This window comes from Kitasatospora fiedleri (assembly GCF_948472415.1).
Taxonomy (GTDB): Bacteria; Actinomycetota; Actinomycetes; order Streptomycetales; family Streptomycetaceae; genus Kitasatospora; species Kitasatospora fiedleri.
In genome coordinates this window covers 5,698,392-5,717,078 of record NZ_OX419519.1, presented here as the reverse complement: position 1 = coordinate 5,717,078, position 18,687 = coordinate 5,698,392, and the positions used below count along the sequence as shown (strand labels likewise).

16 protein-coding genes and 1 riboswitch are annotated in these 18,687 nt (G+C 73.9%); of the genes, 12 read left to right on the top strand and 4 right to left on the bottom strand.

From position 1 onward, the window contains the following. Positions 1 to 180: 180 nt before the first annotated feature. The 7 genes from ccrA (at position 181) to QMQ26_RS25995 (ending at position 8,362) form a co-directional block, all read left to right on the top strand. Positions 181 to 1,518 (top strand): crotonyl-CoA carboxylase/reductase, encoded by a 1,338-nt coding sequence (gene ccrA, locus QMQ26_RS26025; RefSeq protein WP_100840179.1) that lies wholly within the window; start codon positions 181 to 183, stop codon positions 1,516 to 1,518. Continuing rightward, positions 1,518 to 3,542, top strand: a complete 2,025-nt coding sequence (locus QMQ26_RS26020; RefSeq protein ID WP_282202866.1) for a protein meaA — start codon at positions 1,518 to 1,520, stop codon at positions 3,540 to 3,542. Before ccrA ends, QMQ26_RS26020 begins: the two co-directional genes overlap by 1 nt. A gap of 23 nt (positions 3,543 to 3,565) precedes the next feature. After that, complete coding sequence (locus QMQ26_RS26015) at positions 3,566 to 4,546, top strand: HpcH/HpaI aldolase/citrate lyase family protein (RefSeq protein ID WP_282202865.1); 981 nt, start codon at positions 3,566 to 3,568, stop codon at positions 4,544 to 4,546. Positions 4,547 to 4,549: 3 nt separating this feature from the next. Beyond that, entirely contained in the window at positions 4,550 to 5,047 is a 498-nt protein-coding gene (locus QMQ26_RS26010) for a MaoC family dehydratase (RefSeq protein WP_100840182.1), read from the top strand. A gap of 140 nt (positions 5,048 to 5,187) precedes the next feature. Continuing rightward, a complete protein-coding gene (locus tag QMQ26_RS26005) occupies positions 5,188 to 6,390 on the top strand; it encodes an acyl-CoA dehydrogenase family protein (protein ID WP_282202864.1) in 1,203 nt (400 codons plus the stop codon). Between the two features lie 430 nt (positions 6,391 to 6,820). Beyond that, entirely contained in the window at positions 6,821 to 7,498 is a 678-nt protein-coding gene (locus tag QMQ26_RS26000) for a phosphatidylserine decarboxylase (protein ID WP_199847226.1), read from the top strand. A gap of 57 nt (positions 7,499 to 7,555) precedes the next feature. Beyond that, positions 7,556 to 8,362: a CDP-alcohol phosphatidyltransferase family protein gene (locus tag QMQ26_RS25995; RefSeq protein ID WP_404814209.1), complete on the top strand. Its 807-nt coding sequence runs from the start codon at positions 7,556 to 7,558 to the stop codon at positions 8,360 to 8,362. A 109-nt stretch (positions 8,363 to 8,471) separates the two neighbouring features. Here QMQ26_RS25995 and QMQ26_RS25990 read toward each other — a convergent pair whose 3' ends face one another. From QMQ26_RS25990 to QMQ26_RS25975, 4 genes are all read right to left on the bottom strand, one after another. Further along, a complete protein-coding gene (locus tag QMQ26_RS25990; protein ID WP_282202863.1) occupies positions 8,472 to 9,911 on the bottom strand; it encodes a hypothetical protein in 1,440 nt (479 codons plus the stop codon). 345 nt (positions 9,912 to 10,256) lie between these two features. Further along, positions 10,257 to 11,384: an alpha/beta hydrolase family protein gene (locus tag QMQ26_RS25985; protein WP_282202862.1), complete on the bottom strand. Its 1,128-nt coding sequence runs from the start codon at positions 11,382 to 11,384 to the stop codon at positions 10,257 to 10,259. Positions 11,385 to 11,704: 320 nt separating this feature from the next. After that, positions 11,705 to 12,022 carry an NIPSNAP family protein gene (locus QMQ26_RS25980; protein WP_282202861.1) on the bottom strand — a complete coding sequence of 106 codons (318 nt, stop codon included), beginning with the start codon at positions 12,020 to 12,022 and terminating at the stop codon, positions 11,705 to 11,707. A gap of 112 nt (positions 12,023 to 12,134) precedes the next feature. After that, entirely contained in the window at positions 12,135 to 12,503 is a 369-nt protein-coding gene (locus QMQ26_RS25975; protein WP_282202860.1) for a VOC family protein, read from the bottom strand. A gap of 63 nt (positions 12,504 to 12,566) precedes the next feature. On the opposite strand from QMQ26_RS25975, the gene QMQ26_RS25970 reads away from it, so the two are divergent. From QMQ26_RS25970 to cobO, 5 genes are all read left to right on the top strand, one after another. Next, positions 12,567 to 13,085: a MarR family winged helix-turn-helix transcriptional regulator gene (locus QMQ26_RS25970; RefSeq protein ID WP_282202859.1), complete on the top strand. Its 519-nt coding sequence runs from the start codon at positions 12,567 to 12,569 to the stop codon at positions 13,083 to 13,085. A gap of 101 nt (positions 13,086 to 13,186) precedes the next feature. Then, positions 13,187 to 13,316, top strand: a riboswitch (cobalamin riboswitch). A 31-nt stretch (positions 13,317 to 13,347) separates the two neighbouring features. After that, complete coding sequence (locus tag QMQ26_RS25965) at positions 13,348 to 14,286, top strand: cobalamin biosynthesis protein (RefSeq protein WP_282202858.1); 939 nt, start codon at positions 13,348 to 13,350, stop codon at positions 14,284 to 14,286. Positions 14,287 to 14,434: 148 nt separating this feature from the next. Next, on the top strand, positions 14,435 to 15,982 hold the full coding sequence (locus QMQ26_RS25960) for a cobyric acid synthase (RefSeq protein WP_282202857.1): 1,548 nt from the start codon (positions 14,435 to 14,437) through the stop codon (positions 15,980 to 15,982). A gap of 35 nt (positions 15,983 to 16,017) precedes the next feature. Further along, positions 16,018 to 18,072, top strand: coding sequence for a putative cobaltochelatase (locus QMQ26_RS25955; protein ID WP_282206616.1), 2,055 nt, complete (start codon positions 16,018 to 16,020; stop codon positions 18,070 to 18,072). 5 nt (positions 18,073 to 18,077) lie between these two features. After that, positions 18,078 to 18,674, top strand: coding sequence for a cob(I)yrinic acid a,c-diamide adenosyltransferase (gene cobO / locus QMQ26_RS25950; protein ID WP_282206615.1), 597 nt, complete (start codon positions 18,078 to 18,080; stop codon positions 18,672 to 18,674). The last annotated feature ends 13 nt before the right edge of the window (positions 18,675 to 18,687 follow it).

Here is an 18,687-nt window from a genome sequence, read left to right as displayed (position 1 = left end):
CGCGCCGTCTTCCGGCGTCCCCCACCGAGGGGACGAGCACCAGCCCCACCCACGCGACACCACCCACCCGTCGCACCAGCCAAGCACCACCCTCAGACCCCTCAACGCGAAGCCGGTGTCCGCTCCCGGCTCCCCCAGACGCCCTGTGTCCCTCGCACAGGTACGCCTTCGGAGGCAGCCATGCAGGAAATTCTCGACGCGATCCTCAGCGGCGACGCCACGTCCGCCGACTACGCCGCCCTGGCGCTGCCCGAGTCCTACCGGGCGGTGACGCTCCACAAGGACGAGGAGCAGATGTTCGCCGGGCTGGCCAGCCGGGACAAGGACCCGCGCAAGTCGCTCCACCTGGATGACGTCCCGCTGCCCGAACTCGGCCCGGGCGAAGCCCTGGTGGCCGTGATGGCCAGCTCGGTCAACTACAACACCGTGTGGAGCTCGATCTTCGAGCCGGTCTCCACCTTCGGCTTCCTGGAGCGCTACGGCCGCCTCTCGCCGCTGACCGCGCGCCACGACCTGCCGTACCACGTGCTCGGCTCCGACCTGGCGGGCGTGGTGCTGCGCACCGGCGCCGGCGTCAACGCCTGGAAGCCCGGCGACGAGGTCGTCGCGCACTGTCTGTCGGTCGAGCTGGAGTCCCCCGACGGCCACAACGACACCATGATGGACCCGGAGCAGCGGATCTGGGGCTTCGAGACCAACTTCGGCGGCCTGGCCCAGCTCGCCCTGGTCAAGACCAACCAGCTGCTCCCCAAGCCCAAGCACCTCACCTGGGAGGAGGCCGCCTCCCCGGGCCTGGTCAACTCCACCGCGTACCGCCAGCTGGTCTCGCGCAACGGCGCCGGCATGAAGCAGGGCGACAACGTGCTGATCTGGGGCGCCAGCGGCGGCCTCGGCTCGTACGCCACCCAGTACGCGCTGGCCGGCGGCGCCACCCCGATCTGCGTGGTCTCCAGCCCGCAGAAGGCCGACATCTGCCGGGCGATGGGCGCCGAGGCGATCATCGACCGCAGCGCCGAGGGCTACAGGTTCTGGAAGGACGAGCACAACCAGGACCCGCGCGAGTGGAAGCGCCTGGGCGCGAAGATCCGCGAGTTCACCGGCGGCGAGGACGTGGACATCGTCTTCGAGCACCCGGGCCGGGAGACCTTCGGCGCCTCGGTCTACGTCACCCGCAAGGGCGGCACCATCGTCACCTGCGCCTCCACCTCCGGCTACATGCACCAGTACGACAACCGCTACCTGTGGATGTCGCTCAAGCGCATCGTCGGCTCGCACTTCGCCAACTACCGCGAGGCGTTCGAGGCCAACCGGCTGATCGCCAAGGGCAAGATCCACCCGACCCTGTCCAAGGTCTACGCGCTGGAGGAGACCGGCCAGGCCGCCCTGGACGTGCACCACAACAAGCACCAGGGCAAGGTCGGCGTGCTCTGCCTGGCCCCGCAGGAGGGGCTGGGCGTGCGCAACGCCGAGTTGCGCGAGCAGCACCTGACCAAGATCAACGCCTTCCGGAACGTCTGATGGGCGCCCAGGAGCGCGACCGTCCCTGGCTGATGCGGACCTACGCCGGGCACTCCACCGCGAGCGACTCCAACGCGCTGTACCGGCGCAACCTCGCGAAGGGGCAGACCGGTCTGTCGGTGGCGTTCGACCTGCCGACCCAGACCGGCTACGACTCCGACCACGTCCTCGCCCGCGGCGAGGTCGGCCGGGTCGGCGTGCCGGTCGGGCACCTGGGCGACATGCGGACCCTGTTCGACGGCATCCCGCTGGAGCGCACCAACACCTCGATGACCATCAACGCCACCGCGATGTGGCTGCTGGCGCTGTACCAGGTGGTCGCCGAGGAGCAGGGCGCGGACATCGCGAAGCTCACCGGCACCACCCAGAACGACATCGTCAAGGAGTACCTGTCGCGCGGGACGCACGTCTTCCCGCCCGGCCCCTCGGTGCGGCTGATCACCGACATGATCGCCTACACGGTGGCGCACATCCCCAAGTGGAACCCGATCAACATCTGCAGCTACCACCTGCAGGAGGCCGGGGCGACGCCCGTCCAGGAGATCGCCTACTCGATGTGCACCGCGATCGCCGTCCTCGACGCCGTCCGCGACTCCGGGCAGGTCCCGGCCGAGCGGATGGGCGAGGTGGTCGGCCGGATCTCCTTCTTCGTGAACGCGGGCGTCCGCTTCGTCGAGGAGATGTGCAAGATGCGGGCCTTCAACCGGCTCTGGGAGAAGGTCACCCGGGAGCGCTACGGCATCGAGGACGCCAAGCAGCGCCGGTTCCGCTACGGCGTGCAGGTCAACTCGCTGGGCCTGACCGAGGCCCAGCCGGAGAACAACGTCCAGCGGATCGTGCTGGAGATGCTGGCCGTCACGCTCTCCAAGGACGCCCGGGCCCGGGCCGTCCAGCTCCCGGCCTGGAACGAGGCGCTGGGCCTGCCCCGGCCGTGGGACCAGCAGTGGTCGCTGCGCATCCAGCAGGTGCTGGCGTACGAGTCGGACCTGCTGGAGTACGGCGACCTGTTCGACGGCTCGCACGTGGTGGAGGCGAAGACCGCCGCACTGCTGGCCGGCGCCGAGGCGGAGATCGCCAAGGTGCTGGGGATGGGCGGGGTGATCCCGGCCGTCGAGTCCGGCTACCTGAAGTCCGAGCTGGTCGCCTCGCACGCCGAGCGGCGGGCCCGGATCGAGGCCGGCCAGGACAAGATCATCGGCGTCAACTGCTTCGACACCACCGAGGAGAACCCGCTCACCGCGGACCTGGACACCGCCATCATGGTGGTCGACCCGGCCGCCGAGCGCTCGGTGCTGGCCCACCTGGAATCCTGGCGGGCCGGGCGCGACGAGGCCGCCGTGCGGGACGCGCTGGCCCGGCTCAAGGAGGTGGCCGCCACCGAGGAGAACCTGATGGCGGCCACCCTGGCCTGCGCCCGGGCCGGCGCCACCACCGGCGAGTGGTCGTTCGCGCTCCGCGAGGTGTTCGGCGAGTACCGGGCGCCCACCGGCGTGGGCGGCGCCCCGGTCGCGGTCGCGGCCGAGCCGGGCGGCGAACTCGCCGCCGTGCGCGAGGCGGTGGCCGCCACCGCCGCCGAGCTGGGCGCCGGCAAGCTGCGCCTGCTGGTCGGCAAGCCCGGCCTGGACGGGCACTCCAACGGCGCCGAGCAGATCGCCGTCCGGGCCCGCGACGCCGGGTTCGAGGTGGTCTACCAGGGCATCCGCCTGACGCCCGAGCAGATCGTCTCGGCGGCCGTCGCCGAGGACGTGCACTGCGTGGGCCTGTCCATCCTGTCCGGCGCGCACCCCGAGCTGGTGCCGGACGTCCTGCACCGGCTGCGCCGCGCGGGGGTGGAGGATGTGCCGGTGATCGTGGGTGGCATCATCCCGGCAGCCGACGCGGAGGTCCTGCGGACCGCCGGCGTGGCCGCCGTGTTCACACCCAAGGACTTCGGCATCACCACCATCATCGGCCGGATCGTGGACGAGATCCGGCTGGCCAACAGGCTCCAGCCCTGGGCCGCGACCACCGCCGCGACCAGCTGACCCCGGAAGGAACACCCCTCCTCATGACGACCGTGAACCGCCTCCGTCCGCGCCGTTCCTGCCTGGCCGTGCCCGGCAGCAACCCGCGCTTCCTGGAGAAGGCCCAGGGCCTGCCGGCCGACCAGGTCTTCCTGGACCTGGAGGACGCCTGCGCCCCGCTGGTCAAGGAGAGCGCCCGGCACCACATCGTGGACGCCCTCAACAACGGCGACTGGGGCGGCAAGACCCGGGTCGTCCGGGTCAACGACTGGACCACGCACTGGACCTACCGCGACGTGATCACCGTCGTCGAGGGCGCCGGCCAGAACCTGGACTGCATCATGCTGCCCAAGGTGCAGGACGCCCAGCAGGTGGTCGCCCTGGACCTGCTGCTCACCCAGATCGAGAAGACGGTCGGCCTGGAGGTCGGCAAGATCGGCATCGAGGCGCAGATCGAGAACGCCAAGGGCCTGGTCAACGTCGACGCGATCGCCGCGGCCTCGCCCCGGCTGGAGACCATCATCTTCGGCCCGGCCGACTTCATGGCGTCCATCAACATGAAGTCCCTGGTGGTCGGCGAGCAGCCGCCCGGCTACGGCGCCGACGCCTACCACTACATCCTGATGCGCATCCTGATGGCCGCCCGGGCCAACGACCTCCAGGCGATCGACGGCCCCTACCTGCAGATCCGCAACCAGGAGGGCTACCGCGAGGTGGCCCGCCGCTCGGCCGCGCTGGGCTTCGACGGCAAGTGGGTGCTGCACCCGGACCAGGTCGGCGCCGCGAACGAGATCTACTCGCCCTCCCAGGAGGACTACGACCACGCCGAGCTGATCCTGGACGCCTACGACTGGTGTACCTCGGAGGCCGGCGGCGCCAAGGGCTCGGCGATGCTCGGCGACGAGATGATCGACGAGGCCAGCCGCAAGATGGCCCTGGTCATCGCGGGCAAGGGCCGGGCCGCGGGCCTGGAGCGGACCACCAAGTTCGAACAGCCCGTTACCGACAAGACGGCTGGAGCCTGAGCCATGCAGTTCGGACGCACCTACGAGGAGTTCGAGGTCGGCGCGGTCTACAAGCACTGGCCCGGCAAGACGGTCACCGAGTACGACGACCACCTGTTCTGCCTGCTCACCATGAACCACCACCCGCTGCACCTGGACGCCAACTACGCGACCACCACCGTGCAGGGCAAGAACGTCGTGGTCGGCAACTACGTCTACTCGCTGCTGCTCGGCATGTCGGTGCCGGACGTCTCCGGCAAGGCGATCGCCAACCTGGAGATCGAGTCGCTGCGGCACGTCGCGCCGACCTTCCACGGCGACACGCTGTACGGCGAGACCACCGTTCTCGACAAGCGCATGACATCGAAGCCGGATCGCGGCATCGTGTACGTCGAGACCAAGGGCTACAACCAGGACGGCACCGTCGTCTGCACCTTCCGCCGCAAGGTGATGGTGCCGACCGCGACGTACGTGGCGGAGCGCGGCGGCGAGCAGCCCGGCCGCCCCGAGCCGCTCGCCTGAGCGCCCTCCAGAGCCCCGGACGGGCGGGCCGCCGTCATCGGCCTTCGCCCCACCCGGTTCCCGGGGGCTCCGCGGCAGCCACGCGCCGCGGAGCCCCCCAACCCCACCCCTCCGCCCTCACACCCTTCCGGAGCCGCACGATGGGACGCCTCGCACAGACCGACGGCCTCACCGAGATCCAGCGGGACATCCTCGCCACCGTGCGGGAGTTCGTCGACAAGGAGATCATCCCGGTCGCCACCGAGCTGGAGCACCGGGACGAGTACCCGACCGCCATCGTCGAGGGGATGAAGCAGCTCGGCCTGTTCGGGCTGACCATCCCGGAGGAGTACGGCGGCCTCGGCGAGTCGCTGCTCACCTACGCCCTGGTGGTGGAGGAGATCGCCCGCGGCTGGATGTCGGTCTCCGGCATCGTCAACACCCACTTCATCGTGGCGCACATGATCAACGCGCACGGCACCCCGGAGCAGAAGGAGCACTTCCTGCCGAGGATGGCGGCCGGCGAGCTGCGCGGCGCCTTCTCGATGTCCGAGCCGGGCCTGGGCTCCGACGTCTCGGCGATCTCCACCAAGGGCGTCCGGGACGGCGACGCGTACGTCCTGAACGGCCAGAAGATGTGGCTGACCAACGGCGGCACCTCCTCGCTGGTCGCGGTGCTCTGCAAGACCGACGAGGGCGGCAGCACCCCCTACAAGAACATGACCACCTTCCTGATCGAGAAGACCCCCGGCTTCGGGGCCAACCCGACCGTGCCCGGCCTGACCGTGCCCGGCAAGATCGAGAAGATGGGCTACAAGGGCGTCGACACCACCGAGTTGGTGCTCCAGGACGTCCGGGTCCCGGCCGACCGGGTCCTCGGCGGCGTCCCCGGCAAGGGCTTCTACCAGATGATGGACGGCGTCGAGGTCGGCCGGGTCAACGTGGCCGCGCGCGGCTGCGGGGTGGCCCGCCGCGCCTTCGAGCTGGGCATCTCCTACGCCCAGCAGCGGGTCACCTTCGGCAAGCGGATCGCCGAGCACCAGGCGATCCAGTTCAAGCTGGCCGAGATGGCCACCAAGGTCGAGGCAGCGCACCAGATGATGGTGATGGCCGCCCGCAAGAAGGACAGCGGGCAGCGCAACGACCTGGAGGCCGGCATGGCGAAGTACCTGGCCTCCGAGTACTGCAAGGAGGTCGTCGAGGACTCCTTCCGCATCCACGGCGGCTACGGCTTCTCCAAGGAGTACGAGATCGAGCGGCTGTACCGGGAGGCCCCGATGCTGCTGATCGGTGAAGGTACGGCGGAGATCCAGAAGATGATCGTGGGACGCCGGCTGCTGGAGGAGTACCGGCTCACCGACTGAAGACCCTCTCCCGGTACGGACGGTGGGCGTGCGGCCCGCCGTCCGTACCGCGCCGCGCCCGCCCCGGCCTGGTCAGCCGTCCCGGGGGCGGGACCGGCGCTGGAGGCGGTCGACCGGCGCGTTTGTGCAGGTACGCGCCGGTCGACCGCCCCCGCACACCGCGTGTCACACCGCCGTCACTGAGACGTGAATCACCCGTGACCCGCCACCTCTTGGGGAACCGGCTCCGCTCCGGTTACGGTCGTATGCATAGCAGGCGCTCGGCCGAGCAGGCAGGCGCAGTTCGACTAGCAGGCGGCTTGCCCATATACGGGCAGGTCCCGATAGCATCCACCCGGACAGCAGCCGTCCACACCACTCGATCCCCGCGGTGGCCCCCAGTCCAGGGGCGATTCACTGTCCCCGCGCGGGCCGCGACTAAAGGTCCTCGATGCCCATCAGCCCGTCCCCTCACACCTCCGCCCAGGGTCCCGGACCCGAGGGTCGCCGTCCCCGCGTGACCATCGCGCGCGGCGCCACCCCCTGGTTCGTTCCCACGCTGGCCACCGCCGCCGTGACGACCGCCCTCACCCGGCGTTCCGGCAAGTGGGCCCTGGCGGCCGTGCCCGCCTGCGCCCTGAGCGCTGGCATGCTGTGGTTCTTCCGCGACCCGGAGCGCGAGATCGGCGCCGGCCGGGTCATCTCCCCGGCCGACGGCGTGGTCCAGTCGATCGACGAGTGGCCGGACGGGCGCACCCGCGTCGCCATCTTCATGAGCCCGCTCAACGTCCACGTCAACCGGGCGCCGCTGGCCGGCACCGTGACGTCCGTCGAGCACGTCGCCGGTGGGTTCGTCCCGGCGTTCAACAAGGACAGCGACCGCAACGAGCGCGTCGTGTGGCACTTCGACACCGAGCTCGGCGACATCGAGATGGTGCAGATCGCGGGTGCCGTGGCCCGCCGCATCGTCCCCTACGTGGACGCCGGCACCAAGGTCGAGCAGGGCGAGCGGGTCGGTCTGATCCGCTTCGGCTCCCGCGTCGACACCTACCTGCCGGCGGGCGTCGAGGTCGGCGTCACGGTCGGCCAGAAGACCACCGCCGGGGTGACTCGCCTTGACCGTGACTGATCCGGAAACCCTCATGGAGCTCGACGACGAAGAGTCGACCGAGCTCCGCCGTCGACGCTGGGCCCGGGACCGCGAACTGCGCGCCCCCCGCTCCCCCAGCACCTGTCCACCGCCGACTTCCTGACCCTCGGCAACGCCGTCTGCGGCTTCCTGGCGATCTACTCGATCACCACGGGCATCCTGATGCCGCACCTCACCGACGAGTCGACCGCACCGGTCAAGCACAGCGCCGCCACCGCGGTCACCCTGCTGCTGATCGGCTCCATGTGCGACCTCTTCGACGGCCTGGTGGCGCGCAAGCTGCGCTCCTCCGCGCTCGGCGCCGAGCTCGACAACCTGGCCGACCTGATCAGCTTCGGCATCGCGCCGGCCTACTTCGTCGCGGTGTGGGGCCTGGTCTCCCCCGGCTCCAACCAGCAGCTGTCCGCGTTCATCGCGCTGACCGTGCTGCTGGCCGTGGTGCTGCGGCTGGCCCGCTTCTCGGCGGTCAAGATGCGGCCCGGGATCTTCCAGGGCATGCCCTGCCCGATGGGCGCGATGACCGTGCTGGCCATCGTGCTGCTCGACCCGCCGTTCGTCCCCGGCCTGCTGATGATCTTCGGCGTGGCCTACCTGATGGTCAGCCGGATCGAGTACCCCAAGCCGCAGGGCCTGCTCGCCACCGCGACGCTGGCCTGGATCGTGGTCTCCATCGGCTGCCTCGCCTCCTGGGCGGCGGGCCTGCCCGGCGGCGACACGCTGATGCACATCGGCGCGGTCGCCCAGATCGCGCTGGCCGCGATGGCGCCGCTGCTGGTCATCCGCCGCAAGGTCGGCGAGAAGGTCGGCGTGGTGCGGGCGCGACGGGCGGAGAACCGGGGCTGACACCCCGCGGTACGCGAAGAGAGCCGCCCTCCCGGAGAACTTCCGGGAGGGCGGCTCTTTTCTTGCCGTGGCGCTCCGTGCTGTCGCGTTCCCCTGTGCGGGGAGGCGGCTATGCGCCGCCGTTGTGCACCGAGAAGGCGCTGCGGCGGGCGGCCCGGGCGACCGCCGGGTCGGGGTGGACCGAGGCGACGGCCGTCAGGACGCTCGCGGCGCGCGGGTGGCCGGACTGGCGGGCCCGGTGGAACAGCCGGACCGGCTCGCCGGCCGACGCGCCCTCGACGTGGCCGACCAGCAGCGCGGTCTCGCCGTGGTCGAGCACGGCGGCGGCGGTGTCCACCCACAGCCAGGCGGCGTCCTCCGCGCCCAGCACGTCGGCCGGGGACACGCCCTCCTCGTCCAGCTGTTCGGCCAGCCAGAGCAGCGCGTAGGGGCGCAGAACGGCCTCCTCGACCGCGCCCCGCACGCCCTGCTCGGCGGTGGAGCCGGCCACCACCCGCAGCGCCTCGAAGGCGAGGCCGCGGACCAGCGCGTCCTCACCGCGGGCGGCCTCCAGCAGCTCGGCGACGGCGCGGTCGGCGGGGCGGGCGGCGACCCAGGCCCGGAACTCGGCGCGGGCCGGGCCGGGGCTGTAGTCGGCGCAGGCGCTGAGCAGCTCGGCGGCGCTCTGCTCGATGTGGCCGGCGGCGGTCTGCGCGACGGTGCAGATCTCCTCCAGCTTGGCCCGGACCGCCCAGTGGCCGAGCGGCGAGAGCTCGGCGGCCTCGTCGCGGCGGCCGAGCGCGCCGACGGCGGCCAGGCCGTCGAGCATCCAGTCGAGCACGGCGGCGACGTCGGCGGGCGAGTGCGGGGTGTCGATCTGCGGCTCGCGGCAGGTGCCGCGGACGGCGGAGACCGCGAACGCGGCGTGCGGGACGGGCGACAGCGGGAAGGTGCCGGAGCTGGGGCCGAGGCGGCGCTCGTCGAGGCCGCGGCGGAGCAGTTCGAGCAGTTCGCTGTCGGCGACCGGGCCGTCCACCAGGTGCAGGAAGGACAGCAGCTGGGGGGCCTGGTCGACGGCCTGCCCGGCCAGCTGGGCGAAGACGCCGCGCAGCGCGGCGGGCGGGACGGGGGCGAGCAGCGTCCAGGCGTCGAACAGCGCGGACCAGCCGCGGACCACCGCCTCGTCGTCGTGCTCCCAGGCGTGCAGCCGCCAGCCGGGGCCGGCGCCGCCGTCGCGGAGTTCGACCAGGCCGACCAGCAGGGCCTGGCCCCAGGCGTTGGCGGCGGCGCCCACGGTCATCGCCAGGGCGCGCCCGGCGGCGCGGGCGTCGTCGGGGAGCAGTTCGCCGCGCTTGTCGACCTCGGAGAGCTCGCCGGCCCAGCGGGCGACGCGGACGGCGTCGGCCAGCATCCGGCGGGCCAGCGGGGCGAGCTCGGAGGGGGCGGGGAAGCCGTCCGGCACGGGCGCCCGGCCGCGCCCCGGCTTCGCGGGGACCCGGCGGCGGGTGGCGGCGGCGGGTGGGGTGCCCTCCGCACGACCGACGGCCGCCGTTCCGGGCAGACGGGTCACCGTCGCACCGGTGCGGTGGGGCGGGTGCGGGGCATCACGGTCGCGCGGGTTCCGAGACGTCACGCCGTGCAGTCTTCCCCTTGTACGGGCCTTCTGTCACATCGACTGCCGCGCTGTCTCGGCCCGATGTCCGAACGGCTCGAACGGTGGGGGACGAGTCGCCGCGAAACGGGAGGAATCACTCCGCTTTTCGACGTGGACATGGCGGATATCGTGACCGCTCCGAGACGGAGACGCGGTGGGCGGCGCTCCGGTTCCCACCCGCGCGGCGGGTTCGCGGGGCGGGGCGGGTTCGCGGCAGCGCGGCGGGTTCGCGGCAGCGCGGCGGGTTCGCGGGGGCGGGGCTCACAGCAGCGGGGTGAGGAAGCGGCGCAGCGCCTCGGTGTACCCGTCCGGGTCGGCGTTCCACAGGGCGGCGTGCTCGGCGTGCGGCACCGGGTGCAGGCTGACCAGGTCGTCGCGGCCCTCGGCCAGGCGCCGGGCGGCGCTCCACGGGGCGACCGGGTCGTCGGGGCTGTGCAGCAGCAGCGCGGGCGAGGCCAGGTCGGCACCGGAGGCGATCCGGGCGAAGTCGGCGAGGTCGACGCCGGTGCGGCCCTGGGCGGCGAGGGTGCCGAGTTCGCCGAGGGCGGGGGACGACCAGCTCCGGGTGGTGCCCCGGCGGACGGTCTCGGACCAGTCCAGCACCGGGGAGTCCAGCACCAGTCCGGCGATCCGGTCGCGCCAGGTGGAGCGGGCCGCGGTGTGCAGGGCGATCGTCGCGCCGACCGACCAGCCGTACAGCACCACCTTGGTGGCGCCCTGGGCGAGCGCGTACCGGACGGCGACGTCGACGTCCTGCCACTCGGTCTCGCCGAAGTGGCCCAGGCCGTCGGGCGGGGCGGGCGTGCCCGCGTCGCCGCGGTAGCTGACGGACAGCGTGGGCAGCCGCAGCGCGTGCAGCAGCGGCAGCACCGGCAGCGCCTGCTCGCGGTCGACGCCCGGGCCGTGCACCAGGACCACCCAGGTGCCGCGGATGCCGGCGGTGCGCCAGGCCGGGAGGTCGCCGAGTTCGCCGGCCACCGCGACCTCCGCGTAGTCCAGGCCGAGGGCGGTGCGCGGGTCGCCGAGCAGCACCCGCGGGGTGACCCGGACCTCGGTGCCCACCGCCAGGGTGCCGCCGTCGGCGCGCTCCAGCCGCCGGACGACCCGGTCGCCGGCGTTGTCCAGCACCTCGCCCACCACGGCGTGGCCGCCCCCGCCCCACTCCAGCGCGTAGTGGCCGGGGCGCAGGGTGTCCGGGGTGGCGGTCAGCACCACCCGCCCGGGCCCCAGCGCGTGCACCTTCACCTTCATCGGCGCGGGCCCGAACGCCCCGCGCGCCGGGTCGGGGCGCACCACCCGGTCCGACACTCTCCGGCCGAGCAGCAGGAAGGCCGCCGCTCCGGTTCCTGCGGCGGCGGCTGCGACGACGGCGGCGGTTCCCCAACGCATGGCGGTCTCCCGGGTCCTGGCGGTCCTGTCCTCCCAGTCCACCTGCCCGCAGGACGGACGGCGAATCGGGGCGGCGCGGCGGGTGACGGGACGGCGCGGTCGTCGCACCCGGGATTGACCGGGCGCGGACGGCCTTCAGGTCCGGCGCTTCGCTGCCGTACGCGGTCCGATGGCGACCGCCCGGTCGGATCGTGGGTGGTCCGGCCGGTGAGGCAGCCGGGATCTGCCGGTCCGTCGGGCAGGAGCGGCAGGGCCGAGGCCCGCGGTGTGCCGGCGCCGGAAGGGCGGCGGCGGGGGCGCGGGAGGATGTCCGTCCCGGGTCACGGGGAGGGGTCCGGCAGGAGCGGGCGCATGAAGGTGCGTTCGTAGCGCAGGACGCAGCCGCTGTCGTCCCTGATGCGGTCCGCTTCGACGAAATCGGGGTCCTTGCCGAACAGGGTCCGGTACTGCTCGTAGGCTGCGAGGCTGGGGAAGCTGAAGAGGGCGAGCGCCTTGTCGCTGGCGCCCTCCGCCGGCAGGAAGTAGCCGTGGTGCGTGCCGCCGTGCCGGTTGACCAACTCCATCCAGCGGCGCCCGAACCTCTCGAAGGCTTCGATCTGCGCCGGATCGATCACGTACTCCACTACGCAGGTCATCATGCGTCGAGGCTGGCGAGTTGGCGCGCGCGGGCCGTCCCCGCTCCCCCGGGACCAGCCGCTCGCACGCGGAGGCCGAGCCGCCGGCCGGTCGGACGCGGGTTCGGGCGCGGTCTCAGGCGCGGTCGTGGAGGGTGACGTGGTAGCCGTCGGGGTCGGCGAAGGTGAAGGTCCGGCCGAAGGGGCCGTCGATCGGCGCGGAGACGATGGTGTGGCCGTCGGCGGCGAGGGCGTCGTGGACGGTCTGGACGTCGGTGGCGTGCAGCCAGATCGCGGTGCCGATGCCGGGCCGGGCGGCGGAGTCGAGGTCGGTGCCGGGGACGAGCTCGCGGAGGGCGAACGCGATCGGCCGGGTCGCGAAGACGACGGCGTGCGGCGGTCCGGCGGGTGAGCGGACGAGGCCGAGGTAGCGCTCGTAGAACGCCTGCGAGGCGGCGAGGTCGCGGGCCTGCAGCGAGAGGAAGTCGGGGCCGGTGGCGGGCATGGCGGTGCTCCTTTCCTTCGTGTCAGATTCCTGACACGCACCAACGTATGTCAGACTACTGACATGAGTCAAAGCGGCCCCGGCCCCGGCATCGACCTGGACAGCTCACTGGGCTACCTGCTGAAGGAGGCGTCGAGCGTCCTGCGCTCGGCCATGGAGGAGGTGCTGCGGCCGCTCGGCATGACGGTGACGCACTACTCCTGCCTCGAACTGCTGGCCCAGCGGCCGGGCCTGTCCAACTCCGAGCTGGCGCGCGGCGCGTTCGTGACCCGGCAGTCGATGAACGTGCTGCTCCAGAACCTGGAGCGGGACGGCTACGTGACCAGGCCCGCGGAGCCCCCGGTCGGGAAGGCCCTGCCCGCCCGGCTCACCCCCCGGGGGCGGCGGAGCCTGGAGCGGGCCAGCGCGGCGGTCCGGTCCGTCGAGGTCAGGATGCTGGCGGGCATGACCGAGGCCGAGCGGTCGGACGCGCTCCGGAGCCTGCGGAGCATGGTCCGCTCGCTGCGCGACGGCCCGGACGGCCCGGACCACCGGGACGGCCGGGAGGGCGGCGCCGGCGCGCCCGCCGCACACCCCTCCTGAGCTGGCACCTTGCCCCGCCGACCCGCCCGGCGGGGCCCGGTCCGGGGTGTGACCAAACCCTCCGCCGGCTCGGTTGACTGCCCCGAAGCGGGCGTGGTGGGATCTTCGGGCCAAACGGAGGCAAGCAGAGGAAGCCGGTGCGAGTCCGGCGCGGTCCCGCCACTGTGACCGGAACACCCCGCGCGGGGTGACCGGAAGTCAGGAGACTCTGGCCCCCGTTCCGTCGATCCGGGGCGCGGACCCTGAGTGAGGACACAACGCCATGGGGGCAGCCCCGTACCTGGTGGGCGCGGCCGCGGGATACCTCGCGGACGCCCGGTTCGGAGATCCCCGGCGCGGCCACCCCGTCGCCCTGTTCGGCACCGCCGCGGCCCGGCTGGAGCGCAGCCTGTGGCACGACCACCGCGGGGCCGGGGCGCTGCACACCGCGCTCGCGGTCGGCGCGGTCGCGGGCGGCGCGGGGCTGGCCGTCCGGGCGGCGCGGCGCTCGCCGCTCGCGGCGGGGGCGCTGGCCGCCGCGGCGGCCTTCACGGTGCTGGGCGGGACGTCGCTGACCCGGGAGGCCCGGACGATCGGGCGCTCGCTGGCGGACGGCGACCTGGCCGGGGCCCGGGAGCGGCTGCCGCACCTGTGCGGGCGCGACCCGTCCGGCCTGGACGAGCGGCAGGTGGCCCGGGCGGTGGTCGAGTCGGTCGCCGAGAACACCGCCGACGCGGTGGTCAACGCCCTGGTGTGGGGCGGCGTGGCGGGCGTGCCGGGGCTGCTGGCCTTCCGGGCCGTCAACACGCTGGACGCGATGGTCGGGCACCGGTCGGCGCGCTACCGCCGCTTCGGCTGGGCCGCGGCCCGGCTGGACGACGTCGCGGGCTGGCCGGGCGCCCGGCTGACCGCGCTGCTCACCGTCGCCGCGTCCGGCGCGCCCGGGCGGACCTGGCGGGTCTGGCGGCGGGACGGCTCCGCGCACCCGAGCCCCAACGCGGGCCAGGCGGAGGCCGCGTTCGCGGGCGCGCTGGGCGTCCGGCTGGGCGGGACGCTGCGCTACGGCGAGCGGGTCGAGCACCGGCCGGTCCTCGGCGCGGAGCTGCCGCCGGTCGGCGCCCCCGACATCGAACGGGCCTGCCGCCTCTCGCGCCGGGTCGGCGCGCTCGCCCTCGCCACGACGCTCGCCGCGCGGGCCGTCCTGGCCGGGCGGCGCGGGTGAACCCGAGCGCGCGGCGCGCGCGGGCGGGGCGACCGGCTCCGGCTCCGGCCCGTTCCGGCGGACCGCCCGCCTCCGTCCGTCGTTTCCCGCGTCCCGTCCGGGCCGCTGCGCCCTCCCCTCTTCCCCTCCGTTGTGAAGGAGTCCTGCCGTGAACGGCGCGCTGCTGGTGGCCGGTACGACCTCGGATGCGGGGAAGAGCGTGGTGACGGCGGGGATCTGCCGGTGGCTGGCCCGGCAGGGGGTGCGGGTGGCGCCGTTCAAGGCGCAGAACATGTCGCTGAACTCCTTCGTGACGGTCGACGGGGCGGAGATCGGGCGGGCGCAGGCGATGCAGGCGCAGGCGGCGGGGGTGGCGCCGGAGGCGGCGATGAACCCGGTGCTGCTGAAGCCGGGGGCCGACGGGCGCAGTCAGGTGGTGCTGCTGGGGCGGGCGGTGGCGGAGGTCGGGGCGCTGGACTACCGGGAGCGCAAGCCCGTCCTGCTGGAGCGGGCGCTGGAGTGCCTGGCGGACCTGCGGTCGCGGTTCGACGTGGTGGTGTGCGAGGGCGCGGGCTCCCCGGCGGAGATCAACCTGCGGGACCGGGACATCGCCAACATGGGGCTGGCCTCGGCGGCCCGGCTGCCGGTGGTGGTGGTCGGGGACATCGACCGCGGCGGGGTGTTCGCGTCGATGTTCGGGACGCTGGCGCTGCTGTCGCCGGACGACCAGTCGCTGGTCGCGGGGTGGCTGGTCAACAAGTTCCGCGGGGACGCCCGGCTGCTGGCGCCGGGCCTGGAGATGCTGCGGCAGCTGACCGGCCGCCCGGTGCTGGGGACGTTCCCGATGCTCCAGGGGCTGTGGCTGGACGCGGAGGACTCGCTGGACCTGGCTTCGGTCGCGGCGCGCCCGGCGGCGGGCGCGCCGGTGGGGGCGCAGGTGCTGCGGGTCGCGGTGGTGCGCTTCCCGCGGCTGTCGAACTTCACGGACGTGGACGCGCTGGCGCAGGAGCCGGGCGTGCTGGTGCGCTGGGCGACCCGCCCGGAGGAGCTGGCCGACGCCGACCTGGTGGTGCTGCCGGGCACCCGGGCCACCGTCGCCGACCTGGCGTGGCTGCGGGCGCAGGGGCTGGCGGAGCCGCTGGCGGCCCGGGTCGCGGCGGGGCTGCCGGTGCTGGGGGTGTGCGGCGGGTACCAGATGCTGGGGCGGGAGATCGTCGACGAGGTGGAGTCGAAGGCCGGTGCGGTGGACGGCCTGGGGCTGCTGCCGACCCGGGTGGTGTTCGGCGCCGAGAAGGTGCTGGCCCGGCCGTCGGGGGTGGCGCTGGGCGAGCGGGTGGAGGGGTACGAGATCCACCACGGCGTGGTGGCGGTGGAGGGCGGCGAGCCGTTCGTCGCGGACGCCGCCGGCCGACCGCTGGACGGCTGCCGCACCGGCGCGGTGTGGGGGACGACCTGGCACGGCGTGCTGGAGAACGACGCGTTCCGGCGGGCGTTCCTGGCCGAGGCGGCCCGCGCCGCCGGGCGGTCCTTCGTCCCGGCGCCGGACACCTGCTTCGCCGCCGCCCGCGAACAACGGCTGGACGCACTGGGCGACTTGGTCGCGGAGCACGCCGACACGGACGCGCTGTGGAAGCTGATCGAGAACGGGGCACCGGCGGGTCTGCCGTTCGTGCCGCCCGGGGCTCCGGCCCCACTGGAGATGGGGAGTGCCAAGTGACCGAGGCCCGTTATCCGTTCACGGCGATCGTGGGCATGGACGACCTGCGGCTGGGGCTGCTGCTGAACGCGGTCTCGCCGGCCGTGGGCGGGGTGCTGGTGCGCGGCGAGAAGGGGACCGCGAAGTCGACGATGGTGCGGGCCCTGGCGGGGCTGCTGCCGTCGATCGACGTGGTGGCGGGCTGCCGGTTCGCCTGCGACCCGGCGGCGGTGGACCCGCAGTGCCCGGACGGGCCGCACCAGGGGGCGGCGGGTGCCGAACGGCCCGCGTTCCTGGTGGAGTTGCCGGTGGGCGTCTCCGAGGATCGAGTGGTCGGCTCGCTGGACCTGGAGCGGGCGCTGGCCGAGGGCGTGAAGGCGTACGAGCCGGGCCTGCTGGCGAAGGCGCACCGCGGGGTGCTGTACATCGACGAGGTGAACCTGCTCCAGGACCACCTGGTGGACCTGCTGCTGGACGCGGCGGCGATGGGCCGCTCGTACGTGGAGCGCGAGGGCGTGTCGGTGCGGCACGCGGCGCGGTTCCTGCTGGTCGGGACGATGAACCCGGAGGAGGGCGAGCTGCGCCCGCAGCTGCTGGACCGGTTCGGCCTGACGGTGGAGGTCGCGGCGACCCGGGACGCGGACGAGCGCGCCGAGGTGGTGCGCCGGCGGCTCGGCTACGACGCCGACCCGACCGGCTTCGCGGCGCGCTGGGCCGACCGGGAGCGGGAACTGGCCGAACGGATCACCGCCGCCCGGGAGTTGCTGCCGCAGGTGGAGCTCTCCGACCTGGCGCTGCGTCAGATCACCGCCGTCTGCGCGGCGTTCGAGGTGGACGGCCTGCGGGCGGACATCGTGATGGCGCGCACGGCGGTGGCGCTGGCCGCCTGGGCGGGCCGCACCGAGGTGCGGGAGGAGGACGTCCGCACCGCCGCCCGGCTGGCGCTGCCGCACCGGCGGCGGCGCAACCCGTTCGACGCGCCCGGGCTGGACGAGGAGCAGTTGGACCGGACGCTGGCCGAGCACCGGCCGGAGGAGCCGGAGGAGCCCCAGGGCCCGCCGGAGGACGACGGCCCGGACGGTGGCCCGGACGGCGGCGGACCGGAGAACGGTGGCGGCCCGGACGGCGGCGACGGCGGCGACGGCGGCGGGCCGGACGGCGGTGGCGGCGCGCCGGAGCCGTCCGGTCCCGACGACCTGCCCGCGCAGGAGGGTCCGACCGAGGCGCCCGCCCCGCCGCGGCAGCGCCCGGGCGGCGGGCGGGAGTCGGCGCCGGTGGCGTCCGAACAGCCCTACCGGACGCGGCTGTTCAAGGTGGACGGGACGGGACGGGGCGCGCAGGGTCGCCGCTCCCCCGCCGAGACGGACGCCGGGCACACCATCCGGGCGCGCCGCCCGCGGGGCCGGCTCTCCCGGCTGCACCTGAGCGCGACGCTGCGCGCGGCGGCGCCGCACCAGGCGGCGCGCGGGCGCAGCGGCCGGGCGCTGGTGCTGCGCCGGGACGACCTGCGCGAGCAGGTCCGCCGGGGGCGGGAGTCGAACCTGGTGCTGTTCGTGGTGGACGCCTCGGGGTCGATGGCGGCCCGGCAGCGGATGACGGCCGTCAAGGGCGCTGTGCTGTCGCTGCTGATGGACGCCTACCAGCGGCGCGACAAGATCGGCATGGTGACCTTCCGGGGCGCGGACGCGGAGCTGGCACTGCCGCCGACCTCCTCGGTGGAGGTGGGCGCGGCCCGGCTGGAGCAGCTGCCGACCGGCGGCCGGACGCCGTTGGAGGCGGGCCTGCTGCGGGCGCACGAGGTGCTGCGGGTGGAGCGGCTGCGCGACCCGGACCGGCGTCCGCTGCTGGTGGTGGTGACCGACGGCCGGGCCACCGGCGGCAAGGACGCGCTGGCGCGGGCCCGCCGGGCGGCCGGGCTGCTGGCCGCGCAGGGCGTGGCCGCGGTGGTGCTGGACTGCGAGTCCGGCCCCGTCCGGCTGGGCCTGGCACGCGAGTTGGCGGCGCACCTGAACGGTGACGCGGTGAGCCTGGAGGAACTGCGGGCCGAGGGCGTGGCCTCGCTGGTGCGGGAGACCCGGACGACCATGACGACGATGCGAAAGGCGGCGTGAGCGACATGCCCAAGGGAGTGGCGGAGAACGTCCCGGACGACGGGCTGACCACCCGGCAGCGGCGGACGCTGCCGATCACGGCGGTGCACACCGGGCCGGGCAAGGGGAAGTCCACGGCGGCGTTCGGGATGGCGCTGCGGGCCTGGAACCAGGGCTGGCCGGTCGGGGTGTTCCAGTTCGTGAAGTCGGCCAAGTGGAAGGTCGGCGAGGAGAACGCGCTGCGGGTGCTCGGCGAGTCCGGGCAGGGCGGCACGGTGGCCTGGCACAAGATGGGCTCGGGCTGGTCCTGGGTGCAGCGCGACATCGAGTCCTCCGAGGAGGCGGCCCGGGAGGGCTGGGAACAGGTCAAGCGGGACCTGGCGGCCGAGACGTACCGGTTCTACGTGCTGGACGAGTTCACCTACCCGCTGCACTGGGGGTGGATCGACGTGGCCGAGGTGGTCGGGGTGCTGCGGGACCGCCCGGGCAGCCAGCACGTGGTGGTGACCGGCCGGTACGCGCCCGAGCCGCTGCTCGAACTGGCCGACCTGGTCACCGAGATGACCAAGGTGAAGCATCCGATGGACGCGGGCCGCAAGGGCCAGCGCGGTATCGAGTGGTAGCGAGTTGAACGAC

Excerpts from the sequence above, each read along its gene's own strand:
- QMQ26_RS26015 (WP_282202865.1), top strand. The coding sequence starts at position 3,566 with ATGACGACCGTGAACCGCCTCCGTCCGCGCCGTTCCTGCCTGGCCGTG.
- QMQ26_RS26010 (WP_100840182.1), top strand. The coding sequence starts at position 4,550 with ATGCAGTTCGGACGCACCTACGAGGAGTTCGAGGTCGGCGCGGTCTAC.
- QMQ26_RS25985 (WP_282202862.1), bottom strand. The coding sequence starts at position 11,384 with ATGCGTTGGGGAACCGCCGCCGTCGTCGCAGCCGCCGCCGCAGGAACC.
- QMQ26_RS26005 (WP_282202864.1), top strand. The coding sequence starts at position 5,188 with ATGGGACGCCTCGCACAGACCGACGGCCTCACCGAGATCCAGCGGGAC.
- QMQ26_RS25975 (WP_282202860.1), bottom strand. The coding sequence starts at position 12,503 with ATGCCCGCCACCGGCCCCGACTTCCTCTCGCTGCAGGCCCGCGACCTC.
- ccrA (WP_100840179.1), top strand. The coding sequence starts at position 181 with ATGCAGGAAATTCTCGACGCGATCCTCAGCGGCGACGCCACGTCCGCC.
- QMQ26_RS25965 (WP_282202858.1), top strand. The coding sequence starts at position 13,348 with ATGGGGGCAGCCCCGTACCTGGTGGGCGCGGCCGCGGGATACCTCGCG.
- cobO (WP_282206615.1), top strand. The coding sequence starts at position 18,078 with ATGCCCAAGGGAGTGGCGGAGAACGTCCCGGACGACGGGCTGACCACC.
- QMQ26_RS26020 (WP_282202866.1), top strand. The coding sequence starts at position 1,518 with ATGGGCGCCCAGGAGCGCGACCGTCCCTGGCTGATGCGGACCTACGCC.
- QMQ26_RS25970 (WP_282202859.1), top strand. The coding sequence starts at position 12,567 with ATGAGTCAAAGCGGCCCCGGCCCCGGCATCGACCTGGACAGCTCACTG.
- QMQ26_RS26000 (WP_199847226.1), top strand. The coding sequence starts at position 6,821 with ATGCCCATCAGCCCGTCCCCTCACACCTCCGCCCAGGGTCCCGGACCC.
- QMQ26_RS25955 (WP_282206616.1), top strand. The coding sequence starts at position 16,018 with ATGGACGACCTGCGGCTGGGGCTGCTGCTGAACGCGGTCTCGCCGGCC.
- QMQ26_RS25980 (WP_282202861.1), bottom strand. The coding sequence starts at position 12,022 with ATGATGACCTGCGTAGTGGAGTACGTGATCGATCCGGCGCAGATCGAA.